At 62.8% G+C, this 13,583-nt stretch carries 12 protein-coding genes; 4 read left to right on the top strand and 8 right to left on the bottom strand.

Annotated elements, in window-relative coordinates:
- Window positions 1-125: 125 nt before the first annotated feature.
- The 5 genes from H6A16_RS06730 to H6A16_RS06710 all read right to left on the bottom strand — a co-directional run bounded on the left by H6A16_RS06730 (window position 126) and on the right by H6A16_RS06710 (window position 4,195).
- A complete protein-coding gene (locus H6A16_RS06730) occupies window positions 126-911 on the bottom strand; it encodes a hypothetical protein (protein WP_204617428.1) in 786 nt (261 codons plus the stop codon).
- Window positions 904-1,380, bottom strand: coding sequence for an FKBP-type peptidyl-prolyl cis-trans isomerase (locus tag H6A16_RS06725; protein WP_342589727.1), 477 nt, complete (start codon window positions 1,378-1,380; stop codon window positions 904-906). The genes H6A16_RS06730 and H6A16_RS06725 overlap by 8 nt, the downstream gene beginning before the upstream one ends.
- Before the next feature lie 187 nt (window positions 1,381-1,567).
- Window positions 1,568-2,593: a hypothetical protein gene (locus H6A16_RS06720; protein ID WP_204617424.1), complete on the bottom strand. Its 1,026-nt coding sequence runs from the start codon at window positions 2,591-2,593 to the stop codon at window positions 1,568-1,570.
- Window positions 2,593-3,675 carry a hypothetical protein gene (locus H6A16_RS06715; RefSeq protein ID WP_204617422.1) on the bottom strand — a complete coding sequence of 361 codons (1,083 nt, stop codon included), beginning with the start codon at window positions 3,673-3,675 and terminating at the stop codon, window positions 2,593-2,595. The genes H6A16_RS06720 and H6A16_RS06715 overlap by 1 nt, the downstream gene beginning before the upstream one ends.
- Window positions 3,676-3,790: 115 nt before the next feature.
- Window positions 3,791-4,195 (bottom strand): NusG domain II-containing protein, encoded by a 405-nt coding sequence (locus tag H6A16_RS06710; RefSeq protein ID WP_204617408.1) that lies wholly within the window; start codon window positions 4,193-4,195, stop codon window positions 3,791-3,793.
- Window positions 4,196-4,540: 345 nt separating this feature from the next.
- Here H6A16_RS06710 and H6A16_RS06705 point away from each other — a divergent pair, with 345 nt between their 5' ends.
- Window positions 4,541-5,755, top strand: a complete 1,215-nt coding sequence (locus H6A16_RS06705; RefSeq protein ID WP_204617406.1) for an iron-containing alcohol dehydrogenase — start codon at window positions 4,541-4,543, stop codon at window positions 5,753-5,755.
- A gap of 108 nt (window positions 5,756-5,863) precedes the next feature.
- On the opposite strand, the gene H6A16_RS06700 is transcribed toward H6A16_RS06705, so the two are convergent.
- On the bottom strand, window positions 5,864-6,973 hold the full coding sequence (locus tag H6A16_RS06700; protein ID WP_204559996.1) for an AAA family ATPase: 1,110 nt from the start codon (window positions 6,971-6,973) through the stop codon (window positions 5,864-5,866).
- Between the two features lie 393 nt (window positions 6,974-7,366).
- On the opposite strand from H6A16_RS06700, the gene H6A16_RS06695 reads away from it, so the two are divergent.
- The 3 genes from H6A16_RS06695 (at window position 7,367) to H6A16_RS06685 (ending at window position 11,394) form a co-directional block, all read left to right on the top strand.
- On the top strand, window positions 7,367-8,320 hold the full coding sequence (locus H6A16_RS06695) for a DMT family transporter (RefSeq protein ID WP_204559997.1): 954 nt from the start codon (window positions 7,367-7,369) through the stop codon (window positions 8,318-8,320).
- A 140-nt stretch (window positions 8,321-8,460) separates the two neighbouring features.
- Window positions 8,461-9,891: a 6-phospho-beta-glucosidase gene (locus H6A16_RS06690; protein ID WP_204617404.1), complete on the top strand. Its 1,431-nt coding sequence runs from the start codon at window positions 8,461-8,463 to the stop codon at window positions 9,889-9,891.
- 60 nt (window positions 9,892-9,951) lie between these two features.
- Entirely contained in the window at window positions 9,952-11,394 is a 1,443-nt protein-coding gene (locus H6A16_RS06685) for a PTS transporter subunit EIIC (protein ID WP_204542059.1), read from the top strand.
- 567 nt (window positions 11,395-11,961) lie between these two features.
- Here the strand turns inward: H6A16_RS06685 and H6A16_RS06680 are convergent.
- Together H6A16_RS06680 and H6A16_RS06675 are read right to left on the bottom strand one after the other, a co-directional pair.
- Window positions 11,962-13,053, bottom strand: coding sequence for a YitT family protein (locus H6A16_RS06680; RefSeq protein WP_204617402.1), 1,092 nt, complete (start codon window positions 13,051-13,053; stop codon window positions 11,962-11,964).
- Between the two features lies 1 nt (window position 13,054).
- On the bottom strand, window positions 13,055-13,576 hold the full coding sequence (locus H6A16_RS06675; protein WP_204617399.1) for a GrdB-related putative oxidoreductase: 522 nt from the start codon (window positions 13,574-13,576) through the stop codon (window positions 13,055-13,057).
- Between the last annotated feature and the right edge of the window lie 7 nt (window positions 13,577-13,583).

Here is a 13,583-nt window from a genome sequence, read left to right as displayed (position 1 = left end):
GCCTTTTCGCCATTGCCAGACAGCCCGCCCTTCCGCAAAGCGGAGGGGCGGGCTGTCGCTTGCCGGTGGATGCGGTTTGGACGGTACCCATCCTGTCCATCCGGTACCGAACGGCCAACGCGCGCCTAACGCTGGGCTGCAGCGTAGCGGGCGCGGGACTTCTCCTCGACGCCCATGCGCGAGCGGGGGCTGTAGATGACCTGCGTGCGGCAGTAGTTGCAGCACAGGTCGCAGCCGGCGCAGGCGTCCGGGTCCACCTGGTAGACCGGCGGGGCGAACGACAGCGCGGGGCAGGCGGTGATCTGGAAGCACCGGTGGCAGGCAACGCAGGTGTAGCGGTCAATCTCAACGGGCTCGTTCGCGCCTTCGCCGCGCTGGAGCTGGGCGCAGGGGGAGGCGAAGATCACGCCGTGAACACCGGGGGTCTCCAGAAGGCTGCCGAGGACCTCGGCGCAGCGGATCGCGTCGAAGGGGTCGAGCACCACGACGGTGTCGGCGCCCAATCCAAGAACGCGCTGGCCGAGCTCCTCAACGGCATCGCGTGCCAGGAACCGCCTGCTCGACGCCATGACGGCGAAGAGGGTGATCTCGCCCTCCGCAGCAAGGCCCGCGAAGCGCTCGGCGGCATCGTCGGCAGCGACCTCAAGGTCGGCAGCCACGTGCACGCAGACGGGGGCTGCCGGCTCGTCGACGGTGCCGCCTGTGGGAACAGCCTGGTTGTAGCGCGGCAGCAGGGCGTCCATGCCGCCCGGGCAGGTCGCCGCGGCGGGATGAACCTCGCCGACAGCGGTGCAGCCGGCGTTTCCGCAGATCACGCGGCCGCGCTTGCGGCGCGTCGCCTCCTTCAGCGCGAGGTATGCCGCGCGATGGGGGCAGCCAGCGCACAGGATGCCGCGTTGGGGGTTACGCATGGGCTTCGCCTTCCTCCGACTCGGCGGAAGGGTTGTAGGGCTCGCGGCTCAGCAGTTCGATCTCGAAGTTGAGCGCGCAGCCCGCCATGGGGTGGTTGAAGTCAAAGATCGTGTCGCCATCGTCCTCGACCTTGGCCACACGGGCAAGCTGCTGGTAGCCGTCGGAGTTCATGAGGTAGATCATCTCGCCGACGACCAGATCGTCGTAGTTGGGGATCTGGATGGTCGGCATGGAGTACACGAGTGCCGCGGTGCGCTCGCCGTAAGCGTCCTTGGGCTCGAGGTGCACCTTCTTGGTCTCACCGGGCTCCATGGAGAGCACCGCCGCCTCGAAGCCGGGGACGACCTCGTGGTTGCCCTCGACAAAGGTGAGCGGCGTGCGGCCGCGCGTGGTGTCGAACACCTCGCCGTCGTCAAAGCTTCCGGTATAGTGCACGGTCACGACGTGCTTGAGGGAGAAATCAGACACAAAAACCGCCTTTGATGGGTGTCTGGCGCATGGGCGCCAAAACGAAGTCGATGTGCAGGAAAACACAGGTAACTCTAGCATGACGCGCAAAAGATAACCGGAACGCTATGGAATCGACAGCTCTTGCGCCCGGGTCGGGCGGCGCGGAAAGAACGCCTGCCGTGTCGATGTGCGCCCCGGCCCGCTCCTAGAAGCCGTAGCGCTGGGCGAAGCGCTCGGATGCGTCCTCGATGCCCTCGACCGATGCGGCCCATCCCACGAAATCCGGAGTATCGACGATGATGCCGTCGGCCTCCCACACCGCCTGATGCGTGAGCTCCCAGGCTTCGCGCACGACGGGGCGGACCGGCAGATAGGGGGTGAGGTAGGTCGGGTTGAGCAGGAAGAACGCGCCACCCTCGCAGCGTGATGAGAAGTCGCGCAGCGCGCGCCGGGCGTTCTTGCGGCGCCCGAGCTTGTAGAGCAAAAGCGTGCGGCCCAGCAGGAACCACGGCGAGTCCTCGACGGCAAGCGAGGCATCGGCCTCGCGGGCGCACGCGAAGAAACCGTCCTCGTCCTCGAGGCGCGCGAGCGCCAGCAGGACCGTTCCCACCGCGTAGTTCGTATATCCGCGGGCGCGCATGGCGCAGCGAGCGTAGCGGATCGCGGCGCGATAGCGCGAGCTCGCGAGCGAGAGCTGGGCGATGGCCTCGAGCGTGTGCAGCCATCCGATCATCGTGGGATCGCTGCGGGTGCGCAGGGCCTCGTCCATGTCGATAAGCTTCTCGGCGCGCCAGAAGGCGGGGGCATCGTCGTCGAACTCAGGCAGGGCGCGCAGGTGCTCATGGACGGTGTCCTCGAGTTTGAGCAGGTCGTTCAGGCAGGAGTCGATCGGCACGTCGGCCAGCAGGATGTCGAGCAGCTGCGCGTCGATGCACAGCTTGTCGTCGCGGACGATCTCGTGCAGGGCGAGGCGCGTCTGCCCGAACAGCTGCTCGCGCTGGCGGTCGAACTCCTCGTCGGGAAGGTCGTCCATACGATCGAGCGCGCGCATCATGCCCTCGTGCACCTGGCCGTACGAGATCAGGGCGCGCGCGTGGTCGTCCGCGGCGTACTGAGCGGGATTGCGCATGATCTGGTCGTGCACGAGCTGCCGGGCGGCCGGGGTCAGGTCCGTATGCGAGGCGAGATATGCCTGCTCGAGGTAGGCGGGGATGTACTCACGCGGGTCCATCAGTTATCGCCTCCCGTTCCCGTGCGGCCCACATGCCCCGGCGTTCGCTGCGTCCGTCCCTGCATCGCGCGGCGGATGAGCTCGTGGTTGGCGATCCAGCTGGCAAACGATGCGTTGTCGGGCGCGCCGATGCCCTCCTGGAGCAGCGGCGTCGCCTCGCTGAGCGCGAGGATCAGCTCGTCTTGGCTGCCGGGAACGATGTTGACGCGCGCGAACAGCCCGTCGGGAAACTCCGCCTGGAAGTAGAGCGGCTCGGCAGCGTCGGGGTAGGCGCGCATGAGCTGATGGAGGGCGCGGTCGGCCCCCGCGTAGTCAAACGACCGGTATGAGGCGCTCATCTCGGCGAGCAACGTCCAGGCGTCGAGGGCCTTCTCGGTCATGTGGTGGCGCCGGCGAAGCGGGCCGGCGATCTGGTAGGACACCGCGTGGCGACGGCGGTACTGCTTGAGATCCTGCAGGGGCGCCTCGAGCTTGGCCAAGGCGAGCATGCCGGTATGGCGGATGCCGCCCGGGTCGGCGGGGGCGTAGCCGAGGCTTTCCTCGACGACGCTGAGCGCCAGGCGATATTGTCCGGCGATGACGGCCCTCGACGCCGTGGCGGCGAGCCAGCGCAGCAGGGGGCGGCGCGCCAGGTCGTCCGCGAACTCGCGGCTGTAGGCGTCGTCGGCGGACTCGATGGTCGCTGCGAGGTCGCGTTCGACCGCGGCGCGGTTGTCGAGCAGGTAGCTCACGTAGGCATCGTTGCTCGGGGCATCGAGTGCGGCGAGCATGCGGCGTGCATCCCAATTCGACGCGTCGAGCTCGATCGCCTCCTTGAGGTGGTTCTGGGCGAGGGATTCTTGACGATCGATTTCCGCCTCGTCGGTCAGGAAGGGGGTCCGGTAGTCGAGGATCTCGGTCGCCTTCGCCATCAGATGGAACGAGCGGTCGCGGTCGCAGGTGATGAGCTGCGCGGGGTCCTCGCGGAAGCGCTCCATGGCGCGCTCGATGTACATCGCGTCGTCGAGCGGGTAGATGCGATCGCGGCGCATGGATTCCAGGATGAGGCGCAGGCAGTCCTCCTGAATGGGGTCGAAGGCCATGGCGCCTCCTCTCGTTGCGGTTCGGTACAAGGTATCCGTTCAGTGTAACGCGCCGCATGCCGCCGCGTCTATGTGGCGGGTGTGGCGAAAAGCGGGTCGTGCTGCGGCCGCTACCTTACGAAAGGACGGTGGCGTCCTCTTCGTGCGCGAGGACCTCGATGACGACGCCATGGGGCAGGCACACGATCTGCTCGCCGACCGACGAGATGGGCGCGTGCTCGACGCAGACCTGGTTGGAGCAGTCGGCGGACGTCACGTCGACGGTGCCGTTTTCGATGACGACGTTGTTCTCGCCGGCGAAGGTTCCCGCGGCGGTTCCGGAGACCGTAACGGTGTACGCGACATCCGAGTCGAGCGGGTCGCATCGGTAGAAGCCGTTGCTCGATTGGCAGACGACGACAGGCCCCGCCTCGCCTTCGGATGTGGTCGAAACCGGGAGCGCCGAGAGGCAAAACCAGATGCCGAACGCCGCGAGCAGCACGACGATGACGATGATATCTGCGCGGATGGCGCGTTTCATGGACATGCCTTTCCAGCCGGGGCCTCGCTGCCGGCGATGGGCTTGCAGGTGTATGCGGGACGGATGGGCGCCCCGGGACGACATAATTATAGAGATGCGCGCCGGCGGTATGTTTCCTGCCTTGCGGTGCCCTCCTCGAAGGCAGAAAAAGCGGACAATCCGGCAGACCGCTTACCCATATCTGTGAATACTTTGTTACGAACACGGTAAAATAAGGGCGGCTGCGGGTCCATCCGGCAGCCCGCCGCCAGAGGCGTTTTGGCGGCAGATATAGGTCCTTTGCGAGGCCGCAGGGCCTCGCAGCAGCTGCACCGTGCCGGTGCACGACTTTTTGGAGGCAAAAACATGGGACGTTTTACCAATCCTCGCGACCTGTATTTCGGTGAGGGCGCTCGCCATGAGGTGAAGAACCTCAAGGGCTCCCGCGCCATGATCGTCACCGGCGGCGGCTCCATGCGTCGCGGCGGCTTCCTGCAGGACGTTGAGGCTGACCTCAAGGAGGCCGGCTTCGAGGTCGAGATCTTCGAGGGCGTCGAGTCCGATCCCTCCGTCGAGACCGTGAAGCGCGGTGCCGACGCCATGCTCAAGTTCCAGCCCGACTGGATCATTGGCATCGGCGGCGGTTCGCCTATCGACGCCGCTAAGGCCATGTGGCTGTTCTACGAGTATCCGGAGGAGACCTTCGAGCAGGCCATCGTCCCGTTCAGCTTCCCCGAGCTGCGCACCAAGGCCCACTTCTGCGCCATTGCCTCCACCTCCGGCACCGCGACCGAGGTCACCGCGTTCTCCGTCATCACCGACTACGAGAAGGGCATCAAGTACCCGCTGGCCGACTTCAACATCACCCCTGACGTCGCCATCGTCGACCCCGAGCTCACCTACACCATGCCGCAGAAGCTCTGCGCCCACACCGGCATGGACGCTCTGACCCACGCCATCGAGGCCTACGTCTCCACCGCCGGCTCCATGTACACCGACGGCAACGCCCTGCACGCCATCCGCGAGATCGTCGAGTGGCTGCCCAAGTCCTATCAGGGCGACCATGAGGCCCGCCAGCACATGCACGACGCTCAGTGCATCGCCGGCATCGCCTTCTCCTCGGGCCTGCTGGGCATCGTGCACTCCATGGCCCACAAGACCGGTGCCGCCTTCACCGGCGACCACATCATCCACGGTTGCGCCAACGCCATGTACCTCGGCAAGGTCATCCAGTTCAACGCCAAGGACGCCCGCGCCAAGAGCCGCTACGCCTTCATCGCCAAGGACATCCTGCACCTCGAGGGTGAGACCGAGGACGAGCTCGTGGCCGCTCTCGTCCAGTGCATCCGCGACCTCAACGACAAGCTGGACATCCCGCAGGGCATCAAGAACTACGGCAAGGGCGGCGTGAAGGCCGAGGAGTCCATCATCGACTACGCCGAGTTCGAGGCCAAGAAGTCCGATGTGGCTGCCAACGCCATCCTCGACGCCTGCACCGGCTCCAACCCGCGTCAGCCGACCCAGGAGGAGATGGAGAAGCTCCTCGAGTGCGTCTACAACGATCAGGACGTCGACTTCTAATCTGCTTGGCTGGGCACGTGCTTCTACCGGAAGGCCCTCGGGGATGTCCTCGAGGGCCTTCTTGTTTTTGTGTTTGTCTGGCACATAGCGCCTGTCTGTGACATCCCATCACAGACGGTTTTGGAGATAATCCCTAAACCCGGGAAGGGCAAACGCGAATATGCCGGGACGGGTCTCCTCGATCACGCCAGCTTCGAGCAGGCGCTTCTTGTAGGTAGATATATAGCTTGAGCTGCGTCCAAGCCGCTCGGCAAGCACGGATCTATCCGTGATTACCTCATCTGCTGCCATTGCTTGAAGAAACGCGATGTCGCCCTTTGAGAGTTCTGCTATCGTGGCGTCGAACACGCGGTGCTCAAGCTCCTCCTGAGCTAAGCGAATACCACGACGCATCGATTCAATGCCGATAACATCGTCTGTCCCCGTTGCGTTCCATGCGCGGTATCCCACAAGTTGCAGCATGAACGGGAAGCCATCGATGGCATTGACCGCTTCTTGCAGCGCCCCATCATCGATATGCTTGCCGCCCGACTCAACGGTGAGCCGAAATGTCTCTTCTACTTCATAACGGGGAATCGGGCCAAGATTATGGCGTGCGGCTCGGCGCAGAAACGATGTTGCGCGACCGGAAAGCAGCCGGGACACGCGATGCGGCAGTCCCGCCATGAGCAGCATCGTGCGCTTGCCCTCTTCGACAAAATGCTGGTATGTGGTGATGAGCTGCACCATCTCTTCAAACTCTGGGTCGACTTCGTCCACACAGATGATGATGCCCGTTTCAGTGTTTTCTAGGGTGGAGAACAACTCGTTCATGCGCGTTCTCCAGTTTGCGGGCGCTTCCCGTGCAGTTTCCCAGTACACGCCGCCAAGCGGAGCAATCTCGATGCCGCTGAGATGCCGCGCTGCCTGGCTATCCAAAAGATGGGCTGCCGACTCATGCAGCCGTTGCACGATATCTTCGAGCATGCCTGGTGCTGCGGTGACTCGTGCGGATATCCAGCCTTGTTGTTCAGCCTCATTCGCGAGATAGGTGAGCAGTGAGGTTTTTCCCGTTCCGCGTGCGCCCACGAAAAGAGAACAGATATCAGGACTGTTGCCGTTCGAGACAAGCGCAGCGGCAATGTCGTGTATGACTTGTTCGCGCCCCGCCATAAAGGGAGGCACTTTCCCGAATACCGGGGTGAACGGATTGGCACGCACGGTCTCTTCGAATGTCATAACCACTCCTCTCTTATGTGTCAGTATACCCAGAGTCGTTAATCTCTTTGATTTCTGTTGACTTTTTTGATTTTCGTTGATTTGCTTTGAACGCTGTCGGTATGAGATGCCACTTCTGAGTTTTCCGCTCATCATGGGTAGGGCATCAGACCAACTGCGGAGAAAGCCGAACAATTGTTATTGACACATCGCCGGGCTGCCTGCTAAACTTCACTAGTCTAAAATCGCGTGGACTTTTCTGGGCGAACTTGTCACCTTTTTGCCACGCAACCGAGGGAATCGGTTGCGTGGCTTTTTCATGTCGTGGCAACACGCCGGCATGCGCTTCCGACCGATCTCTTGGATGTCAGCGGGGATCGGCCCCATCGGATGATGGGCAGAAAGGGGAGCGTTATGGAACAGATAGCGTGCAAACAGGGCGTGCAGGCGAAGGGGAGCCATCGGCAGCTTGTAGCGGCGCTACAGGTGTTTGCCGGTGGCGCGTGCTACGGAGCAATGGCCACCACCTACAAGCTCGCCTATGCGTCCGGATTCACCTCGAGCCAGGTCGTCGCAAGCCAGGCGTGGTTCGGCTGCCTCTTTTTTGCCCTCGCGTTTGGAATCCATTGCGCACGCGGTGGCCAGTGGGAGCGCATCGGCATCAAGCGGGGGCTGAAGCTGATGGGACTCGGCGCGCTTACCTGTCTTACCTCCATTTTGTACTGCTACGCCATGAGTGTGCTGCCCGCGCCAGTTGCCCTTACCTTGCTGTTCCAGTTCACCTGGATGGGCCTCATCTGGCAGACCATCATGACGCGCCGTGCGCCCAAAGCCCTAGAAGTTGTTTCCGCTCTGGTCATCTTGTGCGGGACGGTGTTCGCGAGCGGCGTCTACAAGACCGGCCTTGCGGGCTATGACCCGATCGCGCTGCTCTGTGCGCTCGGCGCCGCGGTGAGCTGCTCGCTGTTCGTCACGCTGTCCGGCCGCGTGAAGGTCGAGTGCTCCAACGAACAGCGCGGCATGATCGTCTGTGCCGGCTCGATCGCGATGTCGCTTACCGTTTGCCCCGACTACATCATCTCCGGCGTGCTCGCCCAAGGCATCCTGCCCTTTGCGGTGATTGCGGGCTTTTTCGGCCTGCTCTGCCCGGTGTTGCTCTTCGGCCTGGGGACGCCTTATCTGCCCGCGGGCCTCTCCACCGTCATGGCGGCCGCCGAGCTTCCGGCGGGCCTTCTGATCGCCATGATCGTGCTCGGCGAGCCCTTGGGCGTCATCGAGTGGCTGGGCGTGGCGGTCATCCTGTTCGGCGTGTGCCTGGCGCAGGTGCCCGGCTTGCTCCAGGGCCGTATGGTCGCGGTCGAACAGTAGCGGACATCGCATATTCGGTCAGATAGGCGAGAGGCGGCCCAAGTGTGCTGTTGTGCGGGCGCCTTCGAGATTGCTTCGTTTACGTATGAAGGCAGCGTGCGCCCGCAACGAGGGCGTGCGACCGATAGATAGGAGGAACCATGCCGTTTCCCGAAGGCTTCCTGTGGGGAGGCGCCACTGCTGCGAACCAGTGCGAGGGGGCGTATGACGAAGGCGGGCGCGGGCTTGCCAACGTCGACGTCATCCCTCACGGTTCAGAGCGAAACGATGTGAGTCGCGGTTTGCGCCGCATGCTCGATTTTGAGCCCGGGTACTACTATCCGGCTCAGACGGGCATCGATTTCTACCATCATTATCGCGAGGATATCGAGCTGTTCGCCGAGATGGGCTTCAAGGTCTTCCGCCTCTCGATCGCGTGGACCCGCATCTTCCCGCACGGCGATGAGGAGACGCCCAATGAGGAGGGTCTCGCTTTCTATGAGGATGTGTTTCGCTGTTGCCGCGCACACGGGATCGAGCCGCTCGTTACCATCACGCATTTCGATTGTCCCATCCATCTCGTGAAGGAGTACGGCGCTTGGCGCAACCGCAAGCTGATCGACTTCTACAAGAAGCTCGTGCGCGTGCTCTTCACCCGCTACAAGGGCTTGGTGCGTTGGTGGATCACGTTCAACGAGATGAACATGATCTTGCATCGTCCGTTTATGGGTGCGGGTATCGTGCTCGAGCCGGGCGAGAATCCGCTTGCGGCGGAGTATCGCGCTGCGCACAACGAGCTTGTGGCAAGTGCGTGGGCGGTGAAGATCGCGCACGAGATCGACCCGGAAAACAAGGTGGGCTGCATGCTCGCCGCGGGTAGCTACTATCCGTACTCCTGCAGGCCTGAGGACGTGCGTGCCGCCCAGCTCAAAAATCAAGAGAACTATTTCTTTGTCGATGTTCAGAGCCGCGGGTACTACCCGGGCTACGCGGCCAAGTTCCTCGAGCACGAGGGCATCGACGTCGGAATGACGGACGAGGACGAGAAGATCCTGGCGGAAAACACCGTCGACTTCATCTCGTTTTCCTATTACTCGTCGCGCTGCATCGCGGGCGACCCCTCTATCGCCGGCGGCGTGGCGGAGGGCAATGCCTTTGCGGGCGTGGAGAACCCGTTCGTCCGCACGAGCGACTGGGGCTGGATCATCGACCCCCTGGGCTTCCGCATCACCATCAACGATTTGTGGGACCGCTACCAAAAGCCGCTGTTCGTGGTGGAAAACGGCCTGGGCGCCTACGACGAGGTGAAGCCGGACGGCTCCATCGACGACGACTATCGCATCGAGTACCTGCGCGAGCACATCGAGGCTATGCGCGACGCCATCGAGAAGGACGGCGTCGAGATGCTCGGCTACACCACATGGGGCCCGATCGATCTGGTGAGCGCGGGCTCGGGCGAGATGGAGAAGCGCTACGGATTTATCTACGTCGACCGCGACAACCAGGGCAGCGGCACCCTCGCGCGCAGCAAGAAGAAGAGTTTTAGCTGGTACAAGCAGGTCATCGCAACAAACGGCGAGGATCTGGGCTAGGGGCTCATACGGGTCGCAGGCATCCTGCGGCCCGCAACATCGATTCCTTGAGGAGGAACCATGGCAGGTAAGTACGACGATCTGGCGCGCGCCATAGTCGACAACGTCGGCGGTCGCGACAACATCACGAGCGTGGCGCACTGCATCACGCGCGTGCGCTTCAAGCTGAAAGACGAGAGTAAGGCCAACAAGGATGCCATCGAGGCGCTCCCGAGTGTCATCCAGGTGATTCAGGCAAACGGTCAGTACCAGGTGGTCGTGGGCAACATCGTGGAGGACGTCCACGCCGCGGTGCTCGAGGTGAGCGGTCTTGCCGACGGCGGTGCCGTCGAGACCGACGAGGGTCAGCCGGGCGAGAAGAAGACGGCGGCATCGGTGATCATCGACCTCATCTCCGGCATCTTCCAGCCGATCTTGGGGCCGCTTGCAGCTGCGGGCATCATGAAGGGCCTGCTCGCGCTTATCACCTTCTTCATCCCCGAGTTTGCAAACGACGGCCTCTACACCCTTCTGTACACGGTGGCGGACGGCTTTTTCTACTTCCTGCCCGTGGCACTCGCCTACAGCGCGGCGCGCAAGTTCCGCATGAATGAGTTCACCGGCGTCGCCATCGGCGTGGCGTTGCTGTACCCCACCATGGTGGCGCTGACCTCGGGCGAGGTCCTCGGAAGCATCGATCTGGGCGTCGCCGGCACGTTTTCGTGGTATGCCACGGCGCTCGGCATCCCCATCATCATGCCGGCCTCGGGCTATGCGAGTTCGGTCATCCCGGTGCTGCTCATGGTGTGGTTCGGTTCTCTGGTCGAGCGTTGGCTCAAGAGCTGGATGCCCGCAGCAATCAAGATGTTCCTCGTGCCGCTTTGCACCATGACGCTGGCAATCGTGCTCGGTTATCTCGTCATCGGTCCTGTGGCAACGCTTATCACCAATCTGCTGAGCGCAGCGTTCTCCTTTATCTTCGAGTTGCCGATTGTCGGCTCCGTGTTCGGTAGCGCGCTGGTGGGCGGCCTGTGGATGTGCCTTGTCATCTTCGGTTTCCACTGGAGTCTCATCCCGATCTCCATCATGAACCTCAACACCATCGGGCACGACTACGTGCTGGCGGCCACCATCGCTCATGGTTTTGCTCTTGGTGCAGTGGTTTTTGCGATGTATCTCAAGAATAGGGATGAGAAGTTCCGCGGCATTGCCCTGCCCGCCATGGTGTCGGCCTTCTTCTTTGGCGTGACGGAGCCGGCGATCTACGGTGTGGCGCTGCCCAACAAGCGGGCGCTCGTGGTGGCATGCCTGAGCTCAGCGGTAGGCGGTGCCATCGTGGGCGCTACCGGCGCGCTCATGTTCATCTCGGGCGGTCTGGGCGTCTTCAACTGGTTGAACTTCATCGACGAGACGCCCGGTGGATACGGCATCTCGATGATGCTCTGTGCGATCATCGCCTCGCTCGTGGCGGCCGTGCTGGCCTTCGTCGTCGAATTCGTCACATACAAGCCCGAGGAAAAGTAAGGCAGTTTCGTCCAATCGAGTGTGGGGATCCGACGCGCGATAGGCCGCTTCTGCCAAGTGCGTCTTCCCATACCGAGCGGTGCCCTTTCGAGCAGGGGAGGAGGGGCGCCGCTCGGCTTTTTCGACTTCAAGAACCTTCTGCTCCGTTTGAGTTGCGTTTATGTGGAGGTGTCGAAGGTGGGTCTTCCCACATGGAGACGCGCCTACCTGACATTATCTCCACCTCCGGCACCGCGACCGAGGTCACCAGTTCTCCGTCATCACCGACTACGAGAAGGGTATCAAGCACCGCCAGCCGACCCAGGGGGAGATGGAGAAGCTCCTCGAGTGCGTCTACAACGATCAGGACGTCGACTTCTAAGTCACGCGGCAAAACCAAGCCAGCAAAGAACCCTCGCCCCGGCGGAGGCTTTTCATGACAGTTAGGACGGGGCCCAGTGTCATGAAAACCGCGGGCCGTCGACAAGTTTGTACCTGGCACCATCTTGTCGCTCAAATAAAACGGCCTTCCGCCCGCAGGGGCAGAAGGCCGCAAAAGCATGACAGTGGACCCCGTCCTAACTGTCATCAATCGATGGGGGCGCGGTAGAAGTTGCCGAAGAAGTTCTCCGTGCGGAAGACGTTCACCACAGCGCCGCCGTCGTGCACACGGATGAGGTGCATGATGTCGTCGACCTCGTAGGACGACACGACGGTGGTGATCATCCAGTAGCGCTTGCGGCTGCGTCCGCCCATGATCTCCACGACCGACGAGCCATGCTTGTGGATCTCGTTGTAGTCCTCGAGGATCTGCTCGGGGCGCGTCGTGGTGATCTGCAGCGTGACGCGGTCGTAGCGGGTGTAGAACATCTCGATCGCCTTGGTGGAGATGAACTGGAAGATGATTGAGTAGGCCGCCGCCTCCCAGCCGAACAGGGCGCCGAAGATGAGGAGCACCACGCAGTTGCCCGCAAAGATGAGGCCCCAGATGGATTGGCCGGTCTTGTTGGACACCATCAGCGAGATGAAGTCCGTGCCCGCGGTCGAGGCGCCGCCGCGCAGGGCGACGGCGATGGCGAAGCCGTACAGGAAGCCGCCGAAGATGACCTGGAGCATCAGGTTGTCGATGATTGGCTCGAAGGTGAACACGCGCAGGAAGAACGAGGCCAAAAACACCTGGATCATCGAGAAGACCACGAAGCGCCGGCTGATGGACCTCCAGCAGATGAGCGCCACGGGGATGTTCAGCGCCACCATGCCCACGAAGGTGGGGAAGGAGAAGCCGAACAGCGAGGTGATGCGGTCGATGAGGATGGCCACGCCGGTGAATCCGCTGGAAAGCAGATTCGCGGGGTTCACGAACGCCTGGATGGTGTAGGCCTGGATAAGGGCCGAGAGCACCACCGAGGCGAGCGTCATGCACCGACGGATGAACACGAAGCGGCGGAGGTTCTTCAGGCGCTCCATCTCCGCCTTGAGGTCGACCTTGACCTCGGGGAAGGTGAACAGGGGCTCCTCGGGAATCTCCTCGAGCTGCTCCATGACGGCCGCCTGCTTGGCGGCGCGCTCCTCGTGCAGGTGCTCGACGGCACGGCTGCGCTGGGCACGCCGCCGCTCAGCGGAGACCTCGTGGGCGCGGCGGCGCCGATCCTTGGAAGAAGAGGTCTGGGAATCAGTCATCTTAGAAGCATGCCTTCTGCTTGAGCTCGGTGGTGTCGGTGCCGTCGGTCAGGGCCTTGGCAACGAGGCACATGTTCTTCAGGGCCTCGTTCAGGCCGGTGCCGCCCTTCTTGGGGGTCTTGACGATGAGGACCTTGTCGCGGTAGCGCTCGATGGCCTCGGTGTTCTCCTGGCTCACCGCGGCGAGCGCGTGCACCTTGCCGCCGGCCTCGAGGTCGGAAGCGATGCGGCAGGCCATCTCGGCGTACTCGGCGTAGTTGAAGGTGGGGCCGCACATGACGACGTCGGGGTTGATCTTGACGCACATGGCCTCGAGCTTGCGGGCGACCTCATCGGGGTTGTCGGCGTAGGTGCCCCAGCCGCAGTACAGGGTGGCGACGACCTTGCCGCCGACCTGCTTGAGCAGGTTCTCCATCATGATGGCCGGGCCGACGGGCTCCTTCAGGATGCCGAGCGGCAGGTTACGGTCGTCCTTGGCGCCGAGGCCGGACTGGATCTGGTCGTAAATCATGACGATCTTCATAGTGGTT

Origin of the sequence: Collinsella tanakaei (genome assembly GCF_016900375.1) — a bacterium.
GTDB lineage: Bacteria > Actinomycetota > Coriobacteriia > Coriobacteriales > Coriobacteriaceae > Collinsella.
Note: the sequence above shows the minus strand (reverse complement) of the source record. Positions and strands in the feature narration are given on the sequence as shown.

What these genes read in the sequence shown, in the direction of transcription:
- H6A16_RS06705 (WP_204617406.1), top strand. Translation starts at nt 4,541, where the DNA reads ATGGGACGTTTTACCAATCCTCGCGACCTGTATTTCGGTGAGGGCGCT.
- H6A16_RS06675 (WP_204617399.1), bottom strand. Translation starts at nt 13,576, where the DNA reads ATGAAGATCGTCATGATTTACGACCAGATCCAGTCCGGCCTCGGCGCC.
- H6A16_RS06700 (WP_204559996.1), bottom strand. Translation starts at nt 6,973, where the DNA reads ATGACATTCGAAGAGACCGTGCGTGCCAATCCGTTCACCCCGGTATTC.
- H6A16_RS06695 (WP_204559997.1), top strand. Translation starts at nt 7,367, where the DNA reads ATGGAACAGATAGCGTGCAAACAGGGCGTGCAGGCGAAGGGGAGCCAT.
- H6A16_RS06720 (WP_204617424.1), bottom strand. Translation starts at nt 2,593, where the DNA reads ATGGACCCGCGTGAGTACATCCCCGCCTACCTCGAGCAGGCATATCTC.
- H6A16_RS06715 (WP_204617422.1), bottom strand. Translation starts at nt 3,675, where the DNA reads ATGGCCTTCGACCCCATTCAGGAGGACTGCCTGCGCCTCATCCTGGAA.
- H6A16_RS06690 (WP_204617404.1), top strand. Translation starts at nt 8,461, where the DNA reads ATGCCGTTTCCCGAAGGCTTCCTGTGGGGAGGCGCCACTGCTGCGAAC.
- H6A16_RS06685 (WP_204542059.1), top strand. Translation starts at nt 9,952, where the DNA reads ATGGCAGGTAAGTACGACGATCTGGCGCGCGCCATAGTCGACAACGTC.
- H6A16_RS06680 (WP_204617402.1), bottom strand. Translation starts at nt 13,053, where the DNA reads ATGACTGATTCCCAGACCTCTTCTTCCAAGGATCGGCGCCGCCGCGCC.
- H6A16_RS06730 (WP_204617428.1), bottom strand. Translation starts at nt 911, where the DNA reads ATGCGTAACCCCCAACGCGGCATCCTGTGCGCTGGCTGCCCCCATCGC.
- H6A16_RS06710 (WP_204617408.1), bottom strand. Translation starts at nt 4,195, where the DNA reads ATGAAACGCGCCATCCGCGCAGATATCATCGTCATCGTCGTGCTGCTC.